Raw genomic sequence first — 16,007 nt, 5'->3', positions numbered from 1 at the left:
TCCCCGTGGAAAGGACCGGGATAGAATAAACGAGGTTCGCGGGTGTTGGATAAGTTGGCGGGATTATTTTGCGTGCAAGCCAGGAACCGCTGTTTCACCCACCCCGGACCTGCGGTCCGACCCTCCCCATCGAGGGGAGGGTGAAGCCGGTATAATGGCATCCCCACCTCCCCCTTCGATGGAGGAGGTCGCAGCGGAGCTGCGGGTGGGGGTGAATTTTCAGGAGCAGAAAGCGCGTGACAAATCGTAAGTGAGGTAAACTAACCGCGCAAAAAGCTTATCCATGAAATCCTAGTGTTTCACGTGAATCATTTGCCAATGCAAAACTGCGAGAACACCACATCCAGAATATCCTCGACATCGACGTCACCAGTAATGCGCCCCAGCGAATGTGATGCACGGCGGAGGAATTCTGCGCGTACTTCCAGCGGTGCCCTGACTTCTTGGATTGCAGTGTCCACTTCGTTGCTTGTCTCAACGAGCAGTTCCAGGTGCCGGCGCCGGGTCGGTAATGGGTCCGAGAGATTGCCCGCGGCCAACTCTGCCCGATAGGCAAGAACTTTCAGGAGATCCGCAAGTCCTGTCCCGCTTCGCGTCGAAATCGTCAGATCATAATCTGCTGCAGCTGGAGCAGGAGCCAGATCCGACTTCGTACCAACCTTGAGCATTGCACCAGTCTCTATATCGTTGAGAGCTGGCGCGATCGGGTCAGACAAGTCGATGAGCGCCAAGACCAGATCGGCCGAGGATGCTCGTTCAAGCGCGCGGCCGATGCCGATCTTTTCGACCTTGCCTTCGGTTTCGCGTAACCCGGCGGTATCCGTGACGAGGACGGGAAGGCCAGCAAGATCAAGTTTGATCTCGATCAGATCGCGCGTCGTACCGGGCTCGTCCGATACGATTGCAACATCGCTGCCGGCCAGCGCATTCAGCAGGCTGGACTTTCCGGCATTGGGAGCACCAACAATAACCACACGGAAGCCATCGCGGATAATGACGCCGCGCTTTCCATCAGCAACGTGTTTCCGGATACGCTCTGCCAAGTCCCGCATGGAGTGCCATACCTGATCGGATACCGAACCGGGAACGTCAGCTTCATCGGCGAAATCAAGCTCCGCTTCGATCAATGCCCGCGCTCGGATCAGTTCGGTTCGCCAGGATGCGTATAACTGGGCCTGGGCTCCCGACGAAATCTGCAGCGCGAGCCTTCTTTGGCTGTCGGTTTCCGCGGCGATGAGATCGGCCAGTCCCTCGGCAACGGTCAGGTCGAACTTTCCATTGGCAAAGGCCCGGCGGGTGAATTCACCAGCCTCCGCCATCCGGCAATCCTCAAACGCGTACAGCGCCGATAGCATCGCATCGACGACTGCCTTGCCTCCATGAAGATGAAATTCACCACAATCTTCGCCGGTGAAACTATGTGGAGCGGGGAAAAAGAGCACAAGTCCGCGGTCGATTGCACTGGCCTGGGTATCCTTGAACGTTCGCAGGGCAGCGTAGCGCGCTTCAGGAAGGTTACCGCAAATCGTTTCGATAACGAATCGAGTCTGTGGTCCGGAAATGCGGACAACCGCGACGCCGGAGGGCAATCTGCCGCTGGAGAGGGCGAAAATCGTCTCGCCAAAAACATGGGTCTGTTTCATTTCATTCTGTCCAAGCTTACATTGGAACCTTGTAGACTGCTGCGCTTCATACGAAAAGGGCATGAGAAGTTCCGATGTTTCAGCAAGCCAATCTCCTCGGTCATGAATCCAGTCCCTATCTGCGCCAGCATGCGGACAACCCGGTTCATTGGCGGCCGTGGGGCAAGGCGGCGCTTGAGGAGGCGCGTGCAACAGACAAGCCTATACTTCTTTCGGTTGGCTATGCCGCCTGTCACTGGTGCCATGTCATGGCGCATGAATGTTTCGAGGATGCGGAAGTCGCGGCCCTCTTGAATGCGCTCTATGTCAATATCAAGGTGGACCGCGAAGAGCGGCCGGACATCGATCAGATCTACATGGCAGCCTTGGCAGCAATGGGCGAGCAGGGCGGATGGCCGCTCACAATGTTCCTGACGCCGGAAGCCAAACCGTTCTGGGGTGGAACCTATTTCCCCAAGCACTCGCGCTATGGCAGGCCGGGTTTTCTCGATGTGCTGCAATCGATCAACAGGGCTTGGAACGAAGACCGTTCGCGTGTCGCGCAGAATGTCGAGGCATTGACAACACACGTGAGCGCTCGGCTTGACGCCAAGGCAGAGGCCTCGCCGCTTGATCAGCGCCTGTTCGATCAGTTCTCCGAAAATATCCATGGAATGGTGGATCGTACCAAAGGCGGCCTCTCTGGTGCGCCCAAGTTTCCGAATGCACCGTTTATGGATGCGCTATGGCTGTCCTGGCTGCGCAACGGCGAAAAGAACCATAGGGATGCGTTTCTGCTTAGTCTCAGGACCATGCTGCAGGGCGGAATTTACGACCATCTTGGTGGCGGGCTTTCCCGTTACTCCGTTGACGATGAATGGCTGGTGCCGCATTTCGAAAAGATGCTCTACGACAATGCGCAATTCATTCGCCACGCGACATATGCTTATGCGGAAACCGGCGAGGAATTGTTCCGTAACCGAATCGAAGAAACCATTGCCTGGCTGCAGCGGGAAATGCTGGTGGACGGGCGCTTTGCCTCGAGCCTCGATGCCGACAGCGAAGGCGAGGAAGGTCGATTCTATGTCTGGACCACAGGCGAAGTTCCGGGCAGTCCGGAGTTCGATACGTTCCGCCGGGTTTATGATGTGAGCGAGCAGGGCAATTGGGAAGGCAAGACGATCCTCAATCGCTTGCACTCACTCGACGTGCTTGACGTCGAAAGCGAGGAACAATTGAAACAGGCGCGCCAGGCGCTCTTTGCTCTCCGCGAAAACCGCATTCGCCCTGGCCGCGACGACAAGGCATTGACGGACTGGAATGGCCTGATGATCCGCGCACTCGCCGAGGCCGGCCGTGCATTCGAGCGCAAGGATTGGCTGGATCTCAGCCTTACCGCATATCGTTCCATATCCGAATCGATGATCGATGGCCGGCTCCCGCATTCAGTATTGGGCGATTCGCGCCTGTTTCCTGGGCTATCCTCCGACTACGCGGCGATGATCAACGCGGCTCTTTCGCTTTATCAGGCGACGCAGGACGGGACATATATTGACGACGCGCGCCATTGGCTCACCATGCTGGACAAATGGCACAGGACTGACGACGGCAACTATGCCCTCAGCGCATCGGACAGCGCGGATGTCATCATCCGTGTGCGTGGCGATCAGGATGAGGCCATCCCAAGCGCCACCGGACAGATCATGGAAGCCATCGCCCGTCTGGCGGTGGTCACGAGTGACGAGACATTGCGGCAGCATGCGGAACGAATTGCCGAGAATGCGCTCGGCCGGGTGCTGCAGCAGCGCTATGGCCAGGCTGGTGTTCTCAACAGCGCCAGTCTCCTGCTCGAGCCGATGAAGCTCGTGCTGGTTGCGCCAGACAAGAACCACCCGTTGATGCAGGTGGCTGACCGCCATCCGGATCCGCGGCGCGTGGACATCTGGATCCCCTTCAACAAGGACAAGAAGATTGAACTCCTGCCCGGCGGCGGAGAGACAACGATAAAAAAACCCGCGGCCTATTTGTGCCGCGGGCTTGTATGTCTTGCACCAGTGGCGACAGAAGAAGCACTTGAAGCGCTTTTTCGCCCAACTTCGTAGGGTTATGTATTCATCGAGTCGAAGAACTCGCCGTTGGTCTTGGTCTGCTTCAGCTTGTCGATGAGGAACTCGATCGCGTCGGTCGTACCCATCGGCGCGAGAATACGGCGAAGAACAAAGATCTTCTGCAGATCCTGACGCGGCACGAGGAGGTCTTCCTTACGCGTACCGGATTTGAGGATATCCATTGCCGGGAAGATACGCTTGTCGGCGACCTTCCGGTCGAGCACAATTTCCGAGTTACCGGTTCCCTTGAATTCTTCGAAGATGACTTCGTCCATGCGGCTGCCGGTATCGATCAGGGCTGTCGCGATGATGGTCAGCGAGCCGCCTTCCTCGATGTTACGAGCGGCACCGAAGAAGCGCTTCGGGCGCTGCAGGGCATTGGCATCAACACCACCAGTCAGTACCTTGCCGGATGATGGCACGACGGTGTTGTATGCGCGGCCAAGACGGGTGATGGAATCGAGCAGGATAACCACATCGCGGCCATGTTCAACGAGGCGCTTAGCCTTCTCGATGACCATTTCCGCCACCTGAACGTGACGGGAGGCCGGTTCGTCGAAGGTCGAAGACACGACTTCGCCCTTCACGGAGCGCTGCATGTCGGTCACTTCTTCCGGCCGTTCATCGATCAGGAGAACGATGAGATAGCATTCCGGATGGTTGGCAGTGATCGAATGCGCGATATTCTGTAACAGGACGGTCTTACCGGTTCGCGGCGGTGCAACGATCAGCCCGCGCTGGCCTTTGCCGAGCGGCGCCACCAGATCGATCACGCGAGCGGAAAGATCCTTGGTCGTCGGATTTTCCAGTTCCATCTTGAAGCGCTCATTCGGGTAGAGCGGCGTCAGATTGTCGAAGTGGATCTTGTGGCGGATTTTTTCCGGATCTTCGAAATTGATCGTGTTGACTTTCAGAAGGGCGAAATAACGCTCACCTTCTTTCGGTCCACGGATCGGGCCCTCGACCGTATCGCCTGTCTTCAGCGAAAAACGCCGGATCTGCGATGGCGAGATGTAGATGTCATCAGGGCCGGGGAGATAATTGGCATTGGCGGAACGCATGAAGCCGAAGCCATCCTGCAGGATCTCGACAACACCTTCGCCGATGATTTCGACTTCTTGCGAAGCCAGTTTCTTCAGAATGGCAAACATCAATTCCTGTTTGCGCATGACGCTGGCGTTTTCGACCTCAAGCGATTCGGCAAAAGCGAGAAGATCGACCGCAGTCTTGTTCTTGAGTTCTTGTAATTTCATTTCCTGCATGTGTGCGGAACTCTTAATTCTATTGGTTTGAAATGGGGAAGGGAAATGACGATGCCTGAATGCAGTGCCACTGAAAATGGCTGAGGCTTGCTGTGGCGGTATTTCCAGAGAGGAGGCCCTTATCTAGCCAATCATGGCGGCAAGGGCAAGAGGTTTCATGAGTGGTATTGATATCTGACCGCAGTTTTTGTGATTGATCAAAATGGCTTTATGATGACCATGAGAACAATGATAATCATGAGAACCGTTGGCACCTCATTCATCATGCGCCAGAAGCGTGCCGGTTTCTCGTTCCGGTCCTCGGCAAACAGCCGCACGGCCTTGGAAAAATACCCATGCACGCCCGATAAAATGAGAACTGCCAGAAATTTCACATGGAACCAGCCATCCATATAGGCCGCCGATTGCCACGCGAGCCACAAACCCGCGAGCCAGGTTATCCCCATGGCCGGATCGATGATAGCCTTCAGCAACCGCTGTTCCATGACCTTGAATGTCTCTGACTGGGCAGAGCCGCGTTCGGCAGCGCAATGATATACGAACAAGCGTGGCAGATAGAGCATACCTGCCATCCATGAGATGACGGCGATAACGTGGATCGCCTTCACCCACAAATAGGCACTGTCGGGGTACAGCAAAACCAGTGCAATGACGCAGATCGCGACCACCGCCCCGATCGATCGCGGCAAGAGCGGAACTTTCCGTGAGTTGCTCTCATCCGGTCTTGTGGTCGTCATGCTGTCGTCCTTGCCGATTATGGTTATTTTCGCCGGGTAGCCTGGCGCACGCGGTGAACCATCTGTTCAACATGCGATACCGGCGCATCCGGCGTAATTCCATGGCCAAGATTGAATATCAGTGGCCCCTGACCGAGAGAATCCAGAATGGCATCGACACCTTCATCAAGGGCGCGACCACCGGCAACGACCCGCAAGGGGTCAAGATTCCCCTGAACCGCGCCACCACCCTGAAGTGACGATGCCATTGAAAGCGGCACCGACCAATCCAGTCCGAGGGCCGTCACTCCGGTACGTTCCCGGTAATTGACATAAAGCGCGCCGGCACCCTTTGGAAAACCGATAATCGGCACACCCGGGTGAACGGCCCGGACCTTTCTGACGATACGCGCTACCGGTGCTACGCAAAACTGCTCGAAGCAGGCTTCGTCGAGAACGCCCGCCCAGGAATCGAAAATCTGCACGGCATCGGCGCCAGCATCGATCTGCCGGATCAGATATTCAGCTGAAACATCCGCAAGTTCATCCAGCAGTTTCCGGAAGGCTTCGGGGTTGCGATAGGCAAAAAGCCGGGCTGGAGCCTGATCAGGCGTTCCATGACCGGCAATCATATAGGTCGCCACGGTCCAAGGAGCCCCGCAGAAGCCAAGCAGTGTTGTCTCCGTGGGGAGCTGCTGCCGCAAGAGCCGCACCGTCTCATAGACCGGCTCCAGGCGATCCGCAGCACCACTGGATTCCAGCCAGAATATTCCATCGACGTCGATCGGGGTCATCACGGGCCCGCGTCCCTCTTCGAAATGAAGATCGCGCCCAAGCGCATGCGGGACAACCAGGATATCTGAAAACAGAATTGCCGCGTCAAAGCCAAAACGGCGAATGGGCTGCAGGGTCACCTCAACAGCAAGGTCAGGGGAATAGCAGAGATCGAGAAAACTTCCGGCGTTTTTCCTCACTTCCCTATATTCGGGGAGATAGCGCCCAGCCTGGCGCATCATCCAGATCGGAGGAGGAAAAACAGTCTCGCCTCCAAGGACTTTCATCACTTTGCGAACCATTGTCAGTCTCTCCGGCCTTGTCTTACAAAAAAGAAATTTAGATCTAATTTGGTTTTTCTGATTCTTAGAGTCTGTTTGTATCGGGAATTACCACAATGCCAGCATTTTCCCACAGTCTTGAATTTCAGCGAAAACTCAGGAAAACCATAGGTTGAATTTCGAGAAGAACGTGGAAACTGCCATAAATATAATCATTACAATGGCTTAACATATTGCTAACTGTGAATAAATATGTGGAAACCTGCGGAAGAAAGGCGAACTATCGCAACAATCCCCAGATTCCTGTTGCTGCCGACAAAGACATCCACAGCCAGGCTCGCTGTGGATGACTTGCCAATAATTCACATGGCTGCCATCAGTTGTGGATGCTTTGGCTGATTGTCCCCAGCCATCAACAGGAGATGAAAATTTCTGTGACGAAACCGGTAAATTACTTTCATCTTCATATGATTTCTGATGCGACCGGAGAGACTCTCATTGCCGCAGGGCGCGCGGCGGCAGCACAATACGCCCACGCACGGGCCATAGAGCATGTTTATCCGCTGATCCGGACGGAAAAGCAGATCAAAAAGGTCCTTGATGGGATCGATGCCGAGCCGGGTATCGTGCTCTATACGATTATCGATCAGCGGCTCGCCGCGATGATCAATGATGGTTGCGCGGCGATCGGTGTTCCTTGTGTATCTGTTCTCGAGCCGGTCCTGAGTATTTTCCAGTCCTATCTTGGTGCGCCGGCGGGACGACGCGTCGGCGCCCAGCATGTTCTCAATGCTGAATATTTCCGGCGGATCGATGCACTCAACTTTACGATGGAACATGATGACGGCCAGCTACCGCCGGATATAGAAGAGGCGGACGTCATTCTGATCGGCATATCGCGCACATCGAAGACACCGACAAGCATCTATCTTGCCAACCGGGGGATCAAGACCGTCAATGTTCCAATTGTTGTCGGCGTTCCAATCCCGGACGTGTTGATAAATTCCGAAAGGCCGCTGATTGTCGGGCTGGTCGCTTCAGCGGAACGAATATCGCAGGTTCGTCAGCACCGGGTACTTGGGGCAACGCACGGCTTCGACGCCGATCAGTATCTCGATCGCGCCAATATCATTGAAGAGCTGACCTATGCCCGGCAGATCTGCCACCGGCACAATTGGCCGATGATCGATGTCTCACGCCGTTCGATCGAAGAAACAGCTGCTGCTGTTCTTGCCCTGCGCGCCGAGGGACGATAACGGAACTGGGATCAACCTAATCTCCGGCAACGAAGAAAAGACCATGGACATTATCCTCGCCTCCAAAAGCCCGTTCCGCGCCATGTTGTTGAAAAATGCCGGCGTTGCATTCACCGCGCAGTCCGCGGATATCGATGAGCGCGCGGTGGAGGCACCACTCTACAACAGCGGTGCTACACCGGAAGACGTGGCTTTGGTTCTCGCGGAAGCAAAGGCGATCGATGTCAGCGAGCGCAATCCTGCAGCGCTGGTGATCGGTTCGGACCAGACCCTCTCCCTCGGTGACCAGGTCTTGCACAAGCCGGAAGATATGGAAGGCGCGCGGCGGCAGTTGCTGAAACTGTCGGGACAGACACATCACCTCAACAGCGCGGTTGTTCTCGCCAGGGACGGACAGACGCTGTGGCGGCATGTCTCTGTCGCTCGCATGACCTTGCGCGATCTTGATCCCGGTTTTATCGGTCGGCATTTGTCACGTGTCGGTGCGGTCGCACTGCAGAGCGTCGGCGCATATCAATATGAGGGGGAAGGGGTGCAGCTTTTCGAAAAGGTCGATGGCGACTATTTTACGATTGTTGGCTTGCCCCTTTTACCGTTGCTTGCAGAATTACGTCACGAGGGAGCAATCGATGGCTAGGGCTTTTGTCACGGGCCTTCCCATTCACCATTCACGCTCGCCGCTGATCCACGGCTACTGGCTGAAAAAATACGGTTTGGTTGGTTCCTACCAGGCGATCGAGATAGCGCCGGAAGGCTTTGCTGATTTCGTTCATAGTCTGCAAGGAAATGGCTATGCGGGTGGCAATGTCACCATTCCCCACAAGGAAAGCGCTTTTGCGCTGTGCACCAGGCACGATGAGGCCGCCGAGGATATCGGTGCGGTCAATACATTGTGGTTCGAAGAGGGCGTGCTCTGCGGTGGCAATACTGACGCCTATGGTTTCGTTGCCAATCTCGACGCGGTGAGTCCGGGTTGGGATCGACGCAAGTCGGCGCTGGTGCTCGGTGCGGGTGGTGCCAGTCGCGCGGTGGTCTATGCCTTGAAGCAGCGGGGATTTGATGATGTCCGCATCGTCAATCGCACCGTTGACCGGGCACGCGAGCTGGCGGACCGTTTCGGCACGGGTATAAGTAGTCATGAATGGCGCGCAATTCCCGAGTTGCTGAAAGGTGCTGAATTGATCGTCAATACCACTTCGCTTGGCATGGAAGGCAAGGAAGACGGTGCTGTCGATCTGTCGCTTGCTGACAGGGACGCGCTGGTGACAGACATTGTCTATGTGCCGCTGCAAACACCCCTGCTGAAAACGGCGCGCGTGTGTGGGCTCGAAACCGTCGACGGCCTTGGCATGCTGTTACATCAGGCTGTGCCCGGCTTTGAACGCTGGTTCGGCGTCAGGCCGGACGTTACGCCGGAACTGCGTACGCTCATCCTGGCCGATATGGCAATGTCTGACTTAAGCGGACAATCCAGATGATCGTCCTTGGTCTCACGGGTTCCATCGGCATGGGGAAATCGACCTCTGCACAGATGTTTGTCGATGAAGGCATCCCGGTCTATTCGGCAGATGCGGCAGTGCATCGGCTCTATTCCGGTGCTGCGGCCCCGCTGATCGAAGCAGCATTCCCTGGAACCACCGAAAATGGCAAGGTTGATCGCGCCAAGCTGTCTACAGCGGTCATGGAAAAGCCGGAAGCGCTGGAAAAGCTCGAGGCAATTATTCATCCGCTGGTACGCGCCGAAGAAAATGAATTTCGCGACAATGCGCAGTCACAGGGTGCAAATCTGATCGTCCTCGACATCCCCTTGCTCTTTGAAACCGGAGCCGAAACCCGGGTCGATAAGGTACTTGTCGTAACGGCCCCGGCGGATGTCCAGCGAAGGCGCGTTCTTGAGCGTCCAGGTATGACACCGGCGAAGTTGGGCGCCATTCTGGCGCGTCAGACGCCGGATGCGGAAAAGCAGGCCCGGGCGGATTTCGTCATCGACACGCGCCATGATTTCGATGTGACCCGCGCCGCGGTCCGCAAGATTATCAGCCTCCTGTCAGGATAGGCGGGGACAGAACCCATCCCCCCTTGCCCGAATGGGCCAATTCGTGGAACTTGGGCACAAGGGTGATTCCATGCGCGAAATCATATTCGATACGGAAACGACAGGTCTGGACCGGCTGGATGACCGGATCATCGAGATCGGCGGGGTCGAGCTTGTCAACCGGTTCCCGACCGGACGGACGTTTCACGTCTATATCAATCCCGAGGGCAAGACCGTGCACCCGGATGCGCTCGCGGTCCACGGGATCAGCAATGATCAGCTGGCCGACAAGCCGCTTTTCGCCGGTATCCTCCATGATTTTCTCGATTTCATCGATGGAGCCAAGCTGATCGCGCACAATGCGATGTTCGATATGGGCTTTGTCAATGCAGAGCTGAACCGTCTCGGCCATCCGCCAATACACAATGATCGGGTGGTCGACACATTGGCACTCGCCCGGCGTAAGCACCCGATGGGTCCAAACTCACTCGATGCTCTTTGCCGCCGCTACGGCATCGACAACAGCCATCGCACCATGCACGGGGCGCTCCTGGACTCCCAGCTTCTGGCGGAAGTCTACATCGAGCTGATCGGCGGCAAACAGGCGGCTCTCGGCCTGACAATTGCGGATCAATCGAACAACCAACGAGCCAGCGACGCAGCGGGAACAATCACGATTTCGCGCCGGCCAATAACCCTTCAGCCTCGATTGACCGATGCCGAAAAATCGGCTCACGCCAAGCTGGTGGAAAAGATTGGCGAAAAGGCGATCTGGAACGAACGCAGCGCCTCTCTCGAACTTCAATAAAAAACCCGGGCCTGGACCCGGGTTTTCGCTTTTTCGAAAGCAGGTTCGGCTTAGCTGACTTTGGCCTTGGCCTGTTCTTCGGCCATACGCTGCTGGAACATCTGAGCGAAATCGATCGGATCGATCATCAGTGGCGGGAAACCGCCATTGCGCGTTGCCTCGGCAATGATCTGACGGGCGAACGGGAACAGCAGGCGCGGGCATTCGATGAACAGCAGCGGCAGCAAGTGCTCCTGAGGGAAACCGACGAGACGGAAAACGCCGCCATAGACGAGTTCCGCATTGAACAGGACTTCCTTGCCTTCTCCAGCCTTGGCCGAAAGTGTCAGGACAACATCAAAGTCGTTCTCGGCGATCGGATTTGCATTGACGTTGACATTGATGCTGATGCCGGGAGCCTTGTCACGCGGACGCAGGGAAAGCGGAGCGCCAGGGCTTTCGAAAGAAAGATCCTTCACATACTGCGCCAGAATATTCAGCGTCTGCTGCGGGGCAGTTCCATCGCCATTGGTCACTTCGTTGCCGTTCCCGGCCTTTTCATCAGGCTTTTGAGCCATTGTCTGGAAACCTTCTTCTGTTACGTCCGCTTATGCACGGTTATCGAATGAATGATGGCTCGCTAGCATGTGTGTCTTGGCGAGGCAAGGCACGCACTCTAATCCTATCGTTTCATTCGTGCTACGGCTTTGGGTTCCAGGGCGAGTCTGGATCCGGCTTGCTGGTATAATCTTCCGGATCAAGTTCGATGACACGGTCCTTGATGCGCGATGTTCCGGGCCGGGACGCACCGCGGCCGCCGGACTGGACCACAACCACGCGGTCGCTGATGAACCGCCAGCCGATGTCACGCACGGCCGGGATGAACAGCAGCAAACCGATAATGTCGGTAATGAAGCCGGGAATGATCAACAGGAACGCGGCAAAGACCAGCATAACGCCGTGAACCAGCTCCCGCTTCGGCGTGCGACCGGCGGCCGTTTCCTCGCGGATTTTCTGGATGAGCCCAAAGCCCTGCAGGCGCAGCAAAAAGACGCCCAGGAAGATCGACAGGAATATGAGACCAAGCGTTGCCAGCACGCCGATTTTGCTGCCGACCACGATGAAACCAGCGATTTCCAGAAATGGGAGCGCCAGGAGGAGCAGAGGCACGAGAGACGATCGCAAACTAATTTACCTTTCAGAGGACATATCGGGATATTATCCATACCCGGCGTCAATTTCATGCCTATATAGGCAAGCAAGATGAGCATTTGTATGATTGTGTTTGGCAATCTATATGATTTTGGTATTTCGGCGGAAGATCGAAGGCCGCAACGAACTTTGGGATGAATGGCAGGCGACATGGAATATCTGGACTTCGGAACAATTTTTTTCTTCGTGGCTGCGGTGGTGATCTTTCTCCAACTGCGCAAGGTCCTTGGGCGGCGCACCGGCAACGAGCGCCCACCGTTCAATCCCTACACGCGCACAGCCGAGGTCGATGACAAGCCAAAGGCAGGCGACAATGTCGTTTCCCTGCCGCGCCGCGGTGAAGTGAAGGAAAGCAGCTTCGAGAAAATCGATGCAATCGCCAAGCCGGGCACGCCACTGAATGACGGTTTGCGCGCAATCCAGAATGCTGACCCATCCTTCGAACCCGCGAAATTCCTCGAAGGCTCGAAAATGGCTTATGAAATGATCGTCATGTCATTCGCCGATGGTGACCGCAAGACGCTGAAGTCCCTGCTGTCGCGCGAAGTGTTCGATGGTTTTGTCGCGGCCATTGCTGACCGGGAATCGCGCGGCGAAAAGGTGCAGTCGTCTTTCGTCGGCATCAACAAGGCGGAAATCATCGGTGCGGAGATGAAGGGCACCGAGTCCCACGTCACCGTGCGGATTATTAGCGAGCTGATTTCGGCAACGCTCGACAAGGACGGCAATGTGATCGATGGCGACAAGGAATCCGTCGCCGAAGTCAAGGATGTCTGGACCTTTGCCCGCGACACACGTTCGAAAGATCCGAACTGGAAGCTGGTCGCAACCGAAGCCGAAGACTGATCAATCGGGACTGAATAACCATGCTGTCGCCCCTGTTCCAGCCGGTGGATTTCAAAGACTGTCCCGGCTGGGAAGATGACAACCAGCTGGAGTCATTTCGCGCCTTCGTTCGCTCTGCGGAGCGCGTCCGGGAAAAGCCGTACAAGTCGGGTTCGCTCGGCATCAGTTTTGACGCGCTTGCGCCAATTTTAGCTGATTCACGTGAAACATTGGTCGAAACCGATCAGCAGGCACGGCAGTTTTTCGGGAAATGGTTTCAGCCGGCCCTAATAGAAAGCACAGAATCGAATGACGGTTTCGTCACCGGTTTCTACGAACCGGAGGTCATAGCATCGCCGGTTCGCACCGACCGGTTTACAGTCCCATTTCTCAGCCGCCCCACCGATCTCGTCGATATCGACGACAGCAACCGCCCCGATGGGTTCGATCACTATTTTGCCTTTGCCCGGGAAACGCCGGCAGGTCTCGTCGAATATTTCGATCGTCCTGCAATTGAAAGCGGCGCGTTGGACGGCCAGGGTCTGGAAATCGCGTTCGTCGAAAGTCCTGTCGATGCCTTCTTTATCCACGTTCAAGGTGCGGCACGACTGAAAATGACCGATGGCCGCCTTCGCCGCATCACCTATGCGGCCAAGACCGGGCATCGTTTTACCGGCATCGGCAAGATCCTGCTCGACAGCGGCGAGATAGCGCCGGAAAACATGTCGATGCGGTCGATCCGCGTCTGGCTTGCCGATCATCCGGAACGGGCACGGGCACTGATGTGGAACAACCGGTCCTATATTTTCTTTCGCGAGGCCGAGGTCGATAATGAATCGCTTGGTCCAATCGCCGCGGCCAAGGTGCCGCTGACCGGCGGCCGGTCTCTCGCCGTTGACAGGCTGCTGCACACATTCGGGACACCATTTTATATCCACGCCCCTGATCTGAAGGCTTTCGGCGGTGATCACTTTGCGCGTCTAATGATTGCGCAGGATACCGGCTCGGCCATCGTCGGCCCGGCGCGGGGCGATCTCTTTGCCGGCTCCGGCAATGCGGCGGGCGAGATTGCCGGTGGCATTCGCCACAAGGCCGATTTCTATGCGCTGGTTCCGCGCTCCCTTCTGGCACAAAACGCATGAAGAAGAAGGCGCTAGGCGGATTCGCCACTCTGGAGGACAGGATTCTCTGGGAGACTGTTGCCAAATCCGCAAGGCCGCTGAAGGGCAAGGAAAAGCCAACCTTTTTGATCGATGAACGACAAGAACAGAAGGCACTTCACCTATCGGCGCCAGAAAGCACCAGGCCGGTCCCATCGGCGATTTCCGATGTAAAACCGGCTCAACCGCAGCGTCTGCATCCGATCGACCGCCCGACGCACAAGAAAATCGCAAAGGGCCGCGTCGTTATCGAAGCCAGAATCGATCTGCACGGACTCACCCAAAGCGAAGCCTATGGCCTCCTCCTCGGTTTCCTGCAGCGCGCGCATCTGCGAAAGCTGCGCCATGTTCTTGTCATCACCGGCAAGGGATCTTCTTTTGGTAGCGACGGTGTGTTGCGTCAGGCCGTGCCTCTATGGTTTGCGACGCCGTCGTTCCGCATTCTGGTCAATGGCTATGAGGATGCAGCGCGCAACCATGGCGGTACGGGCGCGATTTATGTCCGCATGCGCCGGTCGCCGGAGGCGCCATGACCCCGTTTGGCGAAAAACTCCGTGACCTGCGCGCCGAACGCAGCATTTCGCAAAAGGACATGGCCAAGGCAATCGGCGTGTCTGCGGCCTATCTCTCAGCACTGGAACACGGAAAACGTGGTCAACCGACGTGGGACAAGTTGCAGCGCATTATCCAGTATTTCAATATTATCTGGGACGAGGCGGAAGAGCTGCAGCGATTGGCTATGATATCGGACCCCCGTATCACCATCGATACGGCCGGTCTTTCACCTGCAGCGACGGAACTTGCCAACCTGCTGGCCGCAAGAATCGGCGAAATTGACACAGACATGGCCAAGAGCTTGATCCAGAAGCTGAAAACCTTACCGGAAAAACGCAAACGCTAACGGGTGGTTCTTCAATCAGAAAAGCGCCCGAAGCTGGTCGATTTTCTCATTGACCAGCCAGCCATAATAATTCTCTTCCGGTAATAGCGGCTCTTCACCATTGGCCAAGCGAGCAGCATTGGCATCGGCCAGCGCACGCGCACGCCCATCGGGGCCGCCCGTATTGTAAAGGGTTGCGGTGATACCCGGATTTCCCGAGATATCGAAGTCGGCAACGCGGCGGTAGACATCGATCGAATGTTTTAGCGCTGCTGCCATATAGGGCAGCGTCAGGTCGGGATCCATGATCGTCTTGTAAACATCCGCCGCATGGTCGGCATCGAGCTTCGGCAGTCCCGAATAGCGACTTACCATGTCAGTCATCTGCAGTGCGATCAGGGGACTAAGCTGGCCAAGGCCAAAACTCTGCCCCGCGTAGAAAGGCTGGAAGAATACGGCGCTGAAACGATTGTCTGGAAAGCGCTTGCCCCCAACCGTCTTACCCCGGAAATCCTGTTCCCAGACATCCTCACGGCAGGTCCATAGGCGCAGGCTGTCCTTGAACTGCGCGCAGGCTGAAAACTGCGGCCGTTTGACAAAATCGCCAATGGTCTCGCCCTGGTAGTCGAAGCTCAGGCCTTGCTGGACGTAGGAAATGGCCTTGACGTAGTAGGTCTGCAGGCGGTCATAGGCATCGACATTGTAGGTGTGTTCGCCAACAAGGGCGCCGACAATGTGAACAGGATCGATCCCGTAGGTACGGGCAACGCTGGCAATCTTCGATCGCAGCTTGGAATCAGTTTTCAGCAGATTGTAGATCTTCTGATATTTCGCTTCATAGGTGGTGTTCATCTCGCGCGTCCGCTTGGCGGAAGCGGCGGGAACGCCGGGCTGGCTCTCATTGCGATTGCCTTCCGGTACGACAGTTACGGCCGCTGCCGGTTGCAAAGCTGAGAGCAAAAAACAACTCGTCGCGAAAAGGATCAGGTGGCGTTTCATCATCGGTCCAAAGTTTCGGTCGGGCGATCCGAATAACGCCTTGCTTGTTCGAAAGCCAGAAAAACCTCACCACCAGCATCGTTGGAGCAA

General features: G+C 56.2%; 17 protein-coding genes. 10 read left to right on the top strand and 7 right to left on the bottom strand.

What is annotated here, in order from left to right; genetic code table 11:
• Positions 1–308 precede the first annotated feature (308 nt).
• A complete protein-coding gene (mnmE, locus tag BLM14_RS19190) occupies positions 309–1,643 on the bottom strand; it encodes a tRNA uridine-5-carboxymethylaminomethyl(34) synthesis GTPase MnmE (RefSeq protein ID WP_100000842.1) in 1,335 nt (444 codons plus the stop codon).
• A gap of 74 nt (positions 1,644–1,717) precedes the next feature.
• On the opposite strand from mnmE, the gene BLM14_RS19185 reads away from it, so the two are divergent.
• Positions 1,718–3,724, top strand: a complete 2,007-nt coding sequence (locus tag BLM14_RS19185; protein WP_100000841.1) for a thioredoxin domain-containing protein — start codon at positions 1,718–1,720, stop codon at positions 3,722–3,724.
• Positions 3,725–3,726: 2 nt separating this feature from the next.
• Here BLM14_RS19185 and rho read toward each other — a convergent pair whose 3' ends face one another.
• The 3 genes from rho to hemE form a co-directional block, all read right to left on the bottom strand.
• Positions 3,727–4,992, bottom strand: coding sequence for a transcription termination factor Rho (rho, locus tag BLM14_RS19180; RefSeq protein WP_027230937.1), 1,266 nt, complete (start codon positions 4,990–4,992; stop codon positions 3,727–3,729).
• Between the two features lie 197 nt (positions 4,993–5,189).
• Positions 5,190–5,729, bottom strand: a complete 540-nt coding sequence (gene hemJ / locus BLM14_RS19175) for a protoporphyrinogen oxidase HemJ (RefSeq protein ID WP_100000840.1) — start codon at positions 5,727–5,729, stop codon at positions 5,190–5,192.
• Positions 5,730–5,752: 23 nt separating this feature from the next.
• Entirely contained in the window at positions 5,753–6,784 is a 1,032-nt protein-coding gene (gene hemE / locus BLM14_RS19170; protein WP_100000839.1) for a uroporphyrinogen decarboxylase, read from the bottom strand.
• Between the two features lie 413 nt (positions 6,785–7,197).
• Here hemE and BLM14_RS19165 point away from each other — a divergent pair, with 413 nt between their 5' ends.
• From BLM14_RS19165 to dnaQ, 5 genes are all read left to right on the top strand, one after another.
• A complete protein-coding gene (locus BLM14_RS19165) occupies positions 7,198–8,019 on the top strand; it encodes a pyruvate, water dikinase regulatory protein (RefSeq protein ID WP_100001526.1) in 822 nt (273 codons plus the stop codon).
• 43 nt (positions 8,020–8,062) lie between these two features.
• Positions 8,063–8,656 carry a Maf-like protein gene (locus BLM14_RS19160; RefSeq protein ID WP_100000838.1) on the top strand — a complete coding sequence of 198 codons (594 nt, stop codon included), beginning with the start codon at positions 8,063–8,065 and terminating at the stop codon, positions 8,654–8,656.
• On the top strand, positions 8,649–9,497 hold the full coding sequence (locus tag BLM14_RS19155; RefSeq protein ID WP_100000837.1) for a shikimate dehydrogenase: 849 nt from the start codon (positions 8,649–8,651) through the stop codon (positions 9,495–9,497). Before BLM14_RS19160 ends, BLM14_RS19155 begins: the two co-directional genes overlap by 8 nt.
• Positions 9,494–10,075 carry a dephospho-CoA kinase gene (gene coaE / locus BLM14_RS19150; RefSeq protein WP_100000836.1) on the top strand — a complete coding sequence of 194 codons (582 nt, stop codon included), beginning with the start codon at positions 9,494–9,496 and terminating at the stop codon, positions 10,073–10,075. Before BLM14_RS19155 ends, coaE begins: the two co-directional genes overlap by 4 nt.
• Before the next feature lie 70 nt (positions 10,076–10,145).
• Entirely contained in the window at positions 10,146–10,862 is a 717-nt protein-coding gene (dnaQ, locus tag BLM14_RS19145; RefSeq protein WP_100001524.1) for a DNA polymerase III subunit epsilon, read from the top strand.
• 50 nt (positions 10,863–10,912) lie between these two features.
• On the opposite strand, the gene secB is transcribed toward dnaQ, so the two are convergent.
• On the bottom strand, positions 10,913–11,419 hold the full coding sequence (gene secB / locus BLM14_RS19140) for a protein-export chaperone SecB (RefSeq protein WP_100000835.1): 507 nt from the start codon (positions 11,417–11,419) through the stop codon (positions 10,913–10,915).
• A 121-nt stretch (positions 11,420–11,540) separates the two neighbouring features.
• Positions 11,541–12,026 (bottom strand): FxsA family protein, encoded by a 486-nt coding sequence (locus BLM14_RS19135; RefSeq protein WP_100000834.1) that lies wholly within the window; start codon positions 12,024–12,026, stop codon positions 11,541–11,543.
• 177 nt (positions 12,027–12,203) lie between these two features.
• Here BLM14_RS19135 and BLM14_RS19130 point away from each other — a divergent pair, with 177 nt between their 5' ends.
• Genes BLM14_RS19130 through BLM14_RS19115 form a run of 4 tightly spaced genes read left to right on the top strand, consistent with a single transcriptional unit; the run spans position 12,204 to position 14,939 of the window.
• Complete coding sequence (locus BLM14_RS19130; RefSeq protein WP_100001523.1) at positions 12,204–12,899, top strand: Tim44/TimA family putative adaptor protein; 696 nt, start codon at positions 12,204–12,206, stop codon at positions 12,897–12,899.
• A gap of 20 nt (positions 12,900–12,919) precedes the next feature.
• Positions 12,920–14,020, top strand: coding sequence for a murein transglycosylase A (mltA, locus tag BLM14_RS19125; protein WP_100000833.1), 1,101 nt, complete (start codon positions 12,920–12,922; stop codon positions 14,018–14,020).
• Complete coding sequence (locus BLM14_RS19120) at positions 14,017–14,571, top strand: Smr/MutS family protein (RefSeq protein ID WP_100000832.1); 555 nt, start codon at positions 14,017–14,019, stop codon at positions 14,569–14,571. The genes mltA and BLM14_RS19120 overlap by 4 nt, the downstream gene beginning before the upstream one ends.
• A complete protein-coding gene (locus tag BLM14_RS19115; protein ID WP_100000831.1) occupies positions 14,568–14,939 on the top strand; it encodes a helix-turn-helix domain-containing protein in 372 nt (123 codons plus the stop codon). Before BLM14_RS19120 ends, BLM14_RS19115 begins: the two co-directional genes overlap by 4 nt.
• A 15-nt stretch (positions 14,940–14,954) precedes the next feature.
• Here the strand turns inward: BLM14_RS19115 and BLM14_RS19110 are convergent, their stop codons facing one another.
• Positions 14,955–15,917 (bottom strand): DUF1402 family protein, encoded by a 963-nt coding sequence (locus BLM14_RS19110; protein WP_100001521.1) that lies wholly within the window; start codon positions 15,915–15,917, stop codon positions 14,955–14,957.
• Positions 15,918–16,007: the final 90 nt, after the last annotated feature.

The organism is Phyllobacterium zundukense (assembly GCF_002764115.1).
Lineage (GTDB): Bacteria > Pseudomonadota > Alphaproteobacteria > Rhizobiales > Rhizobiaceae > Phyllobacterium > Phyllobacterium zundukense.
Note: the sequence above shows the minus strand (reverse complement) of the source record. Positions and strands in the feature narration are given on the sequence as shown.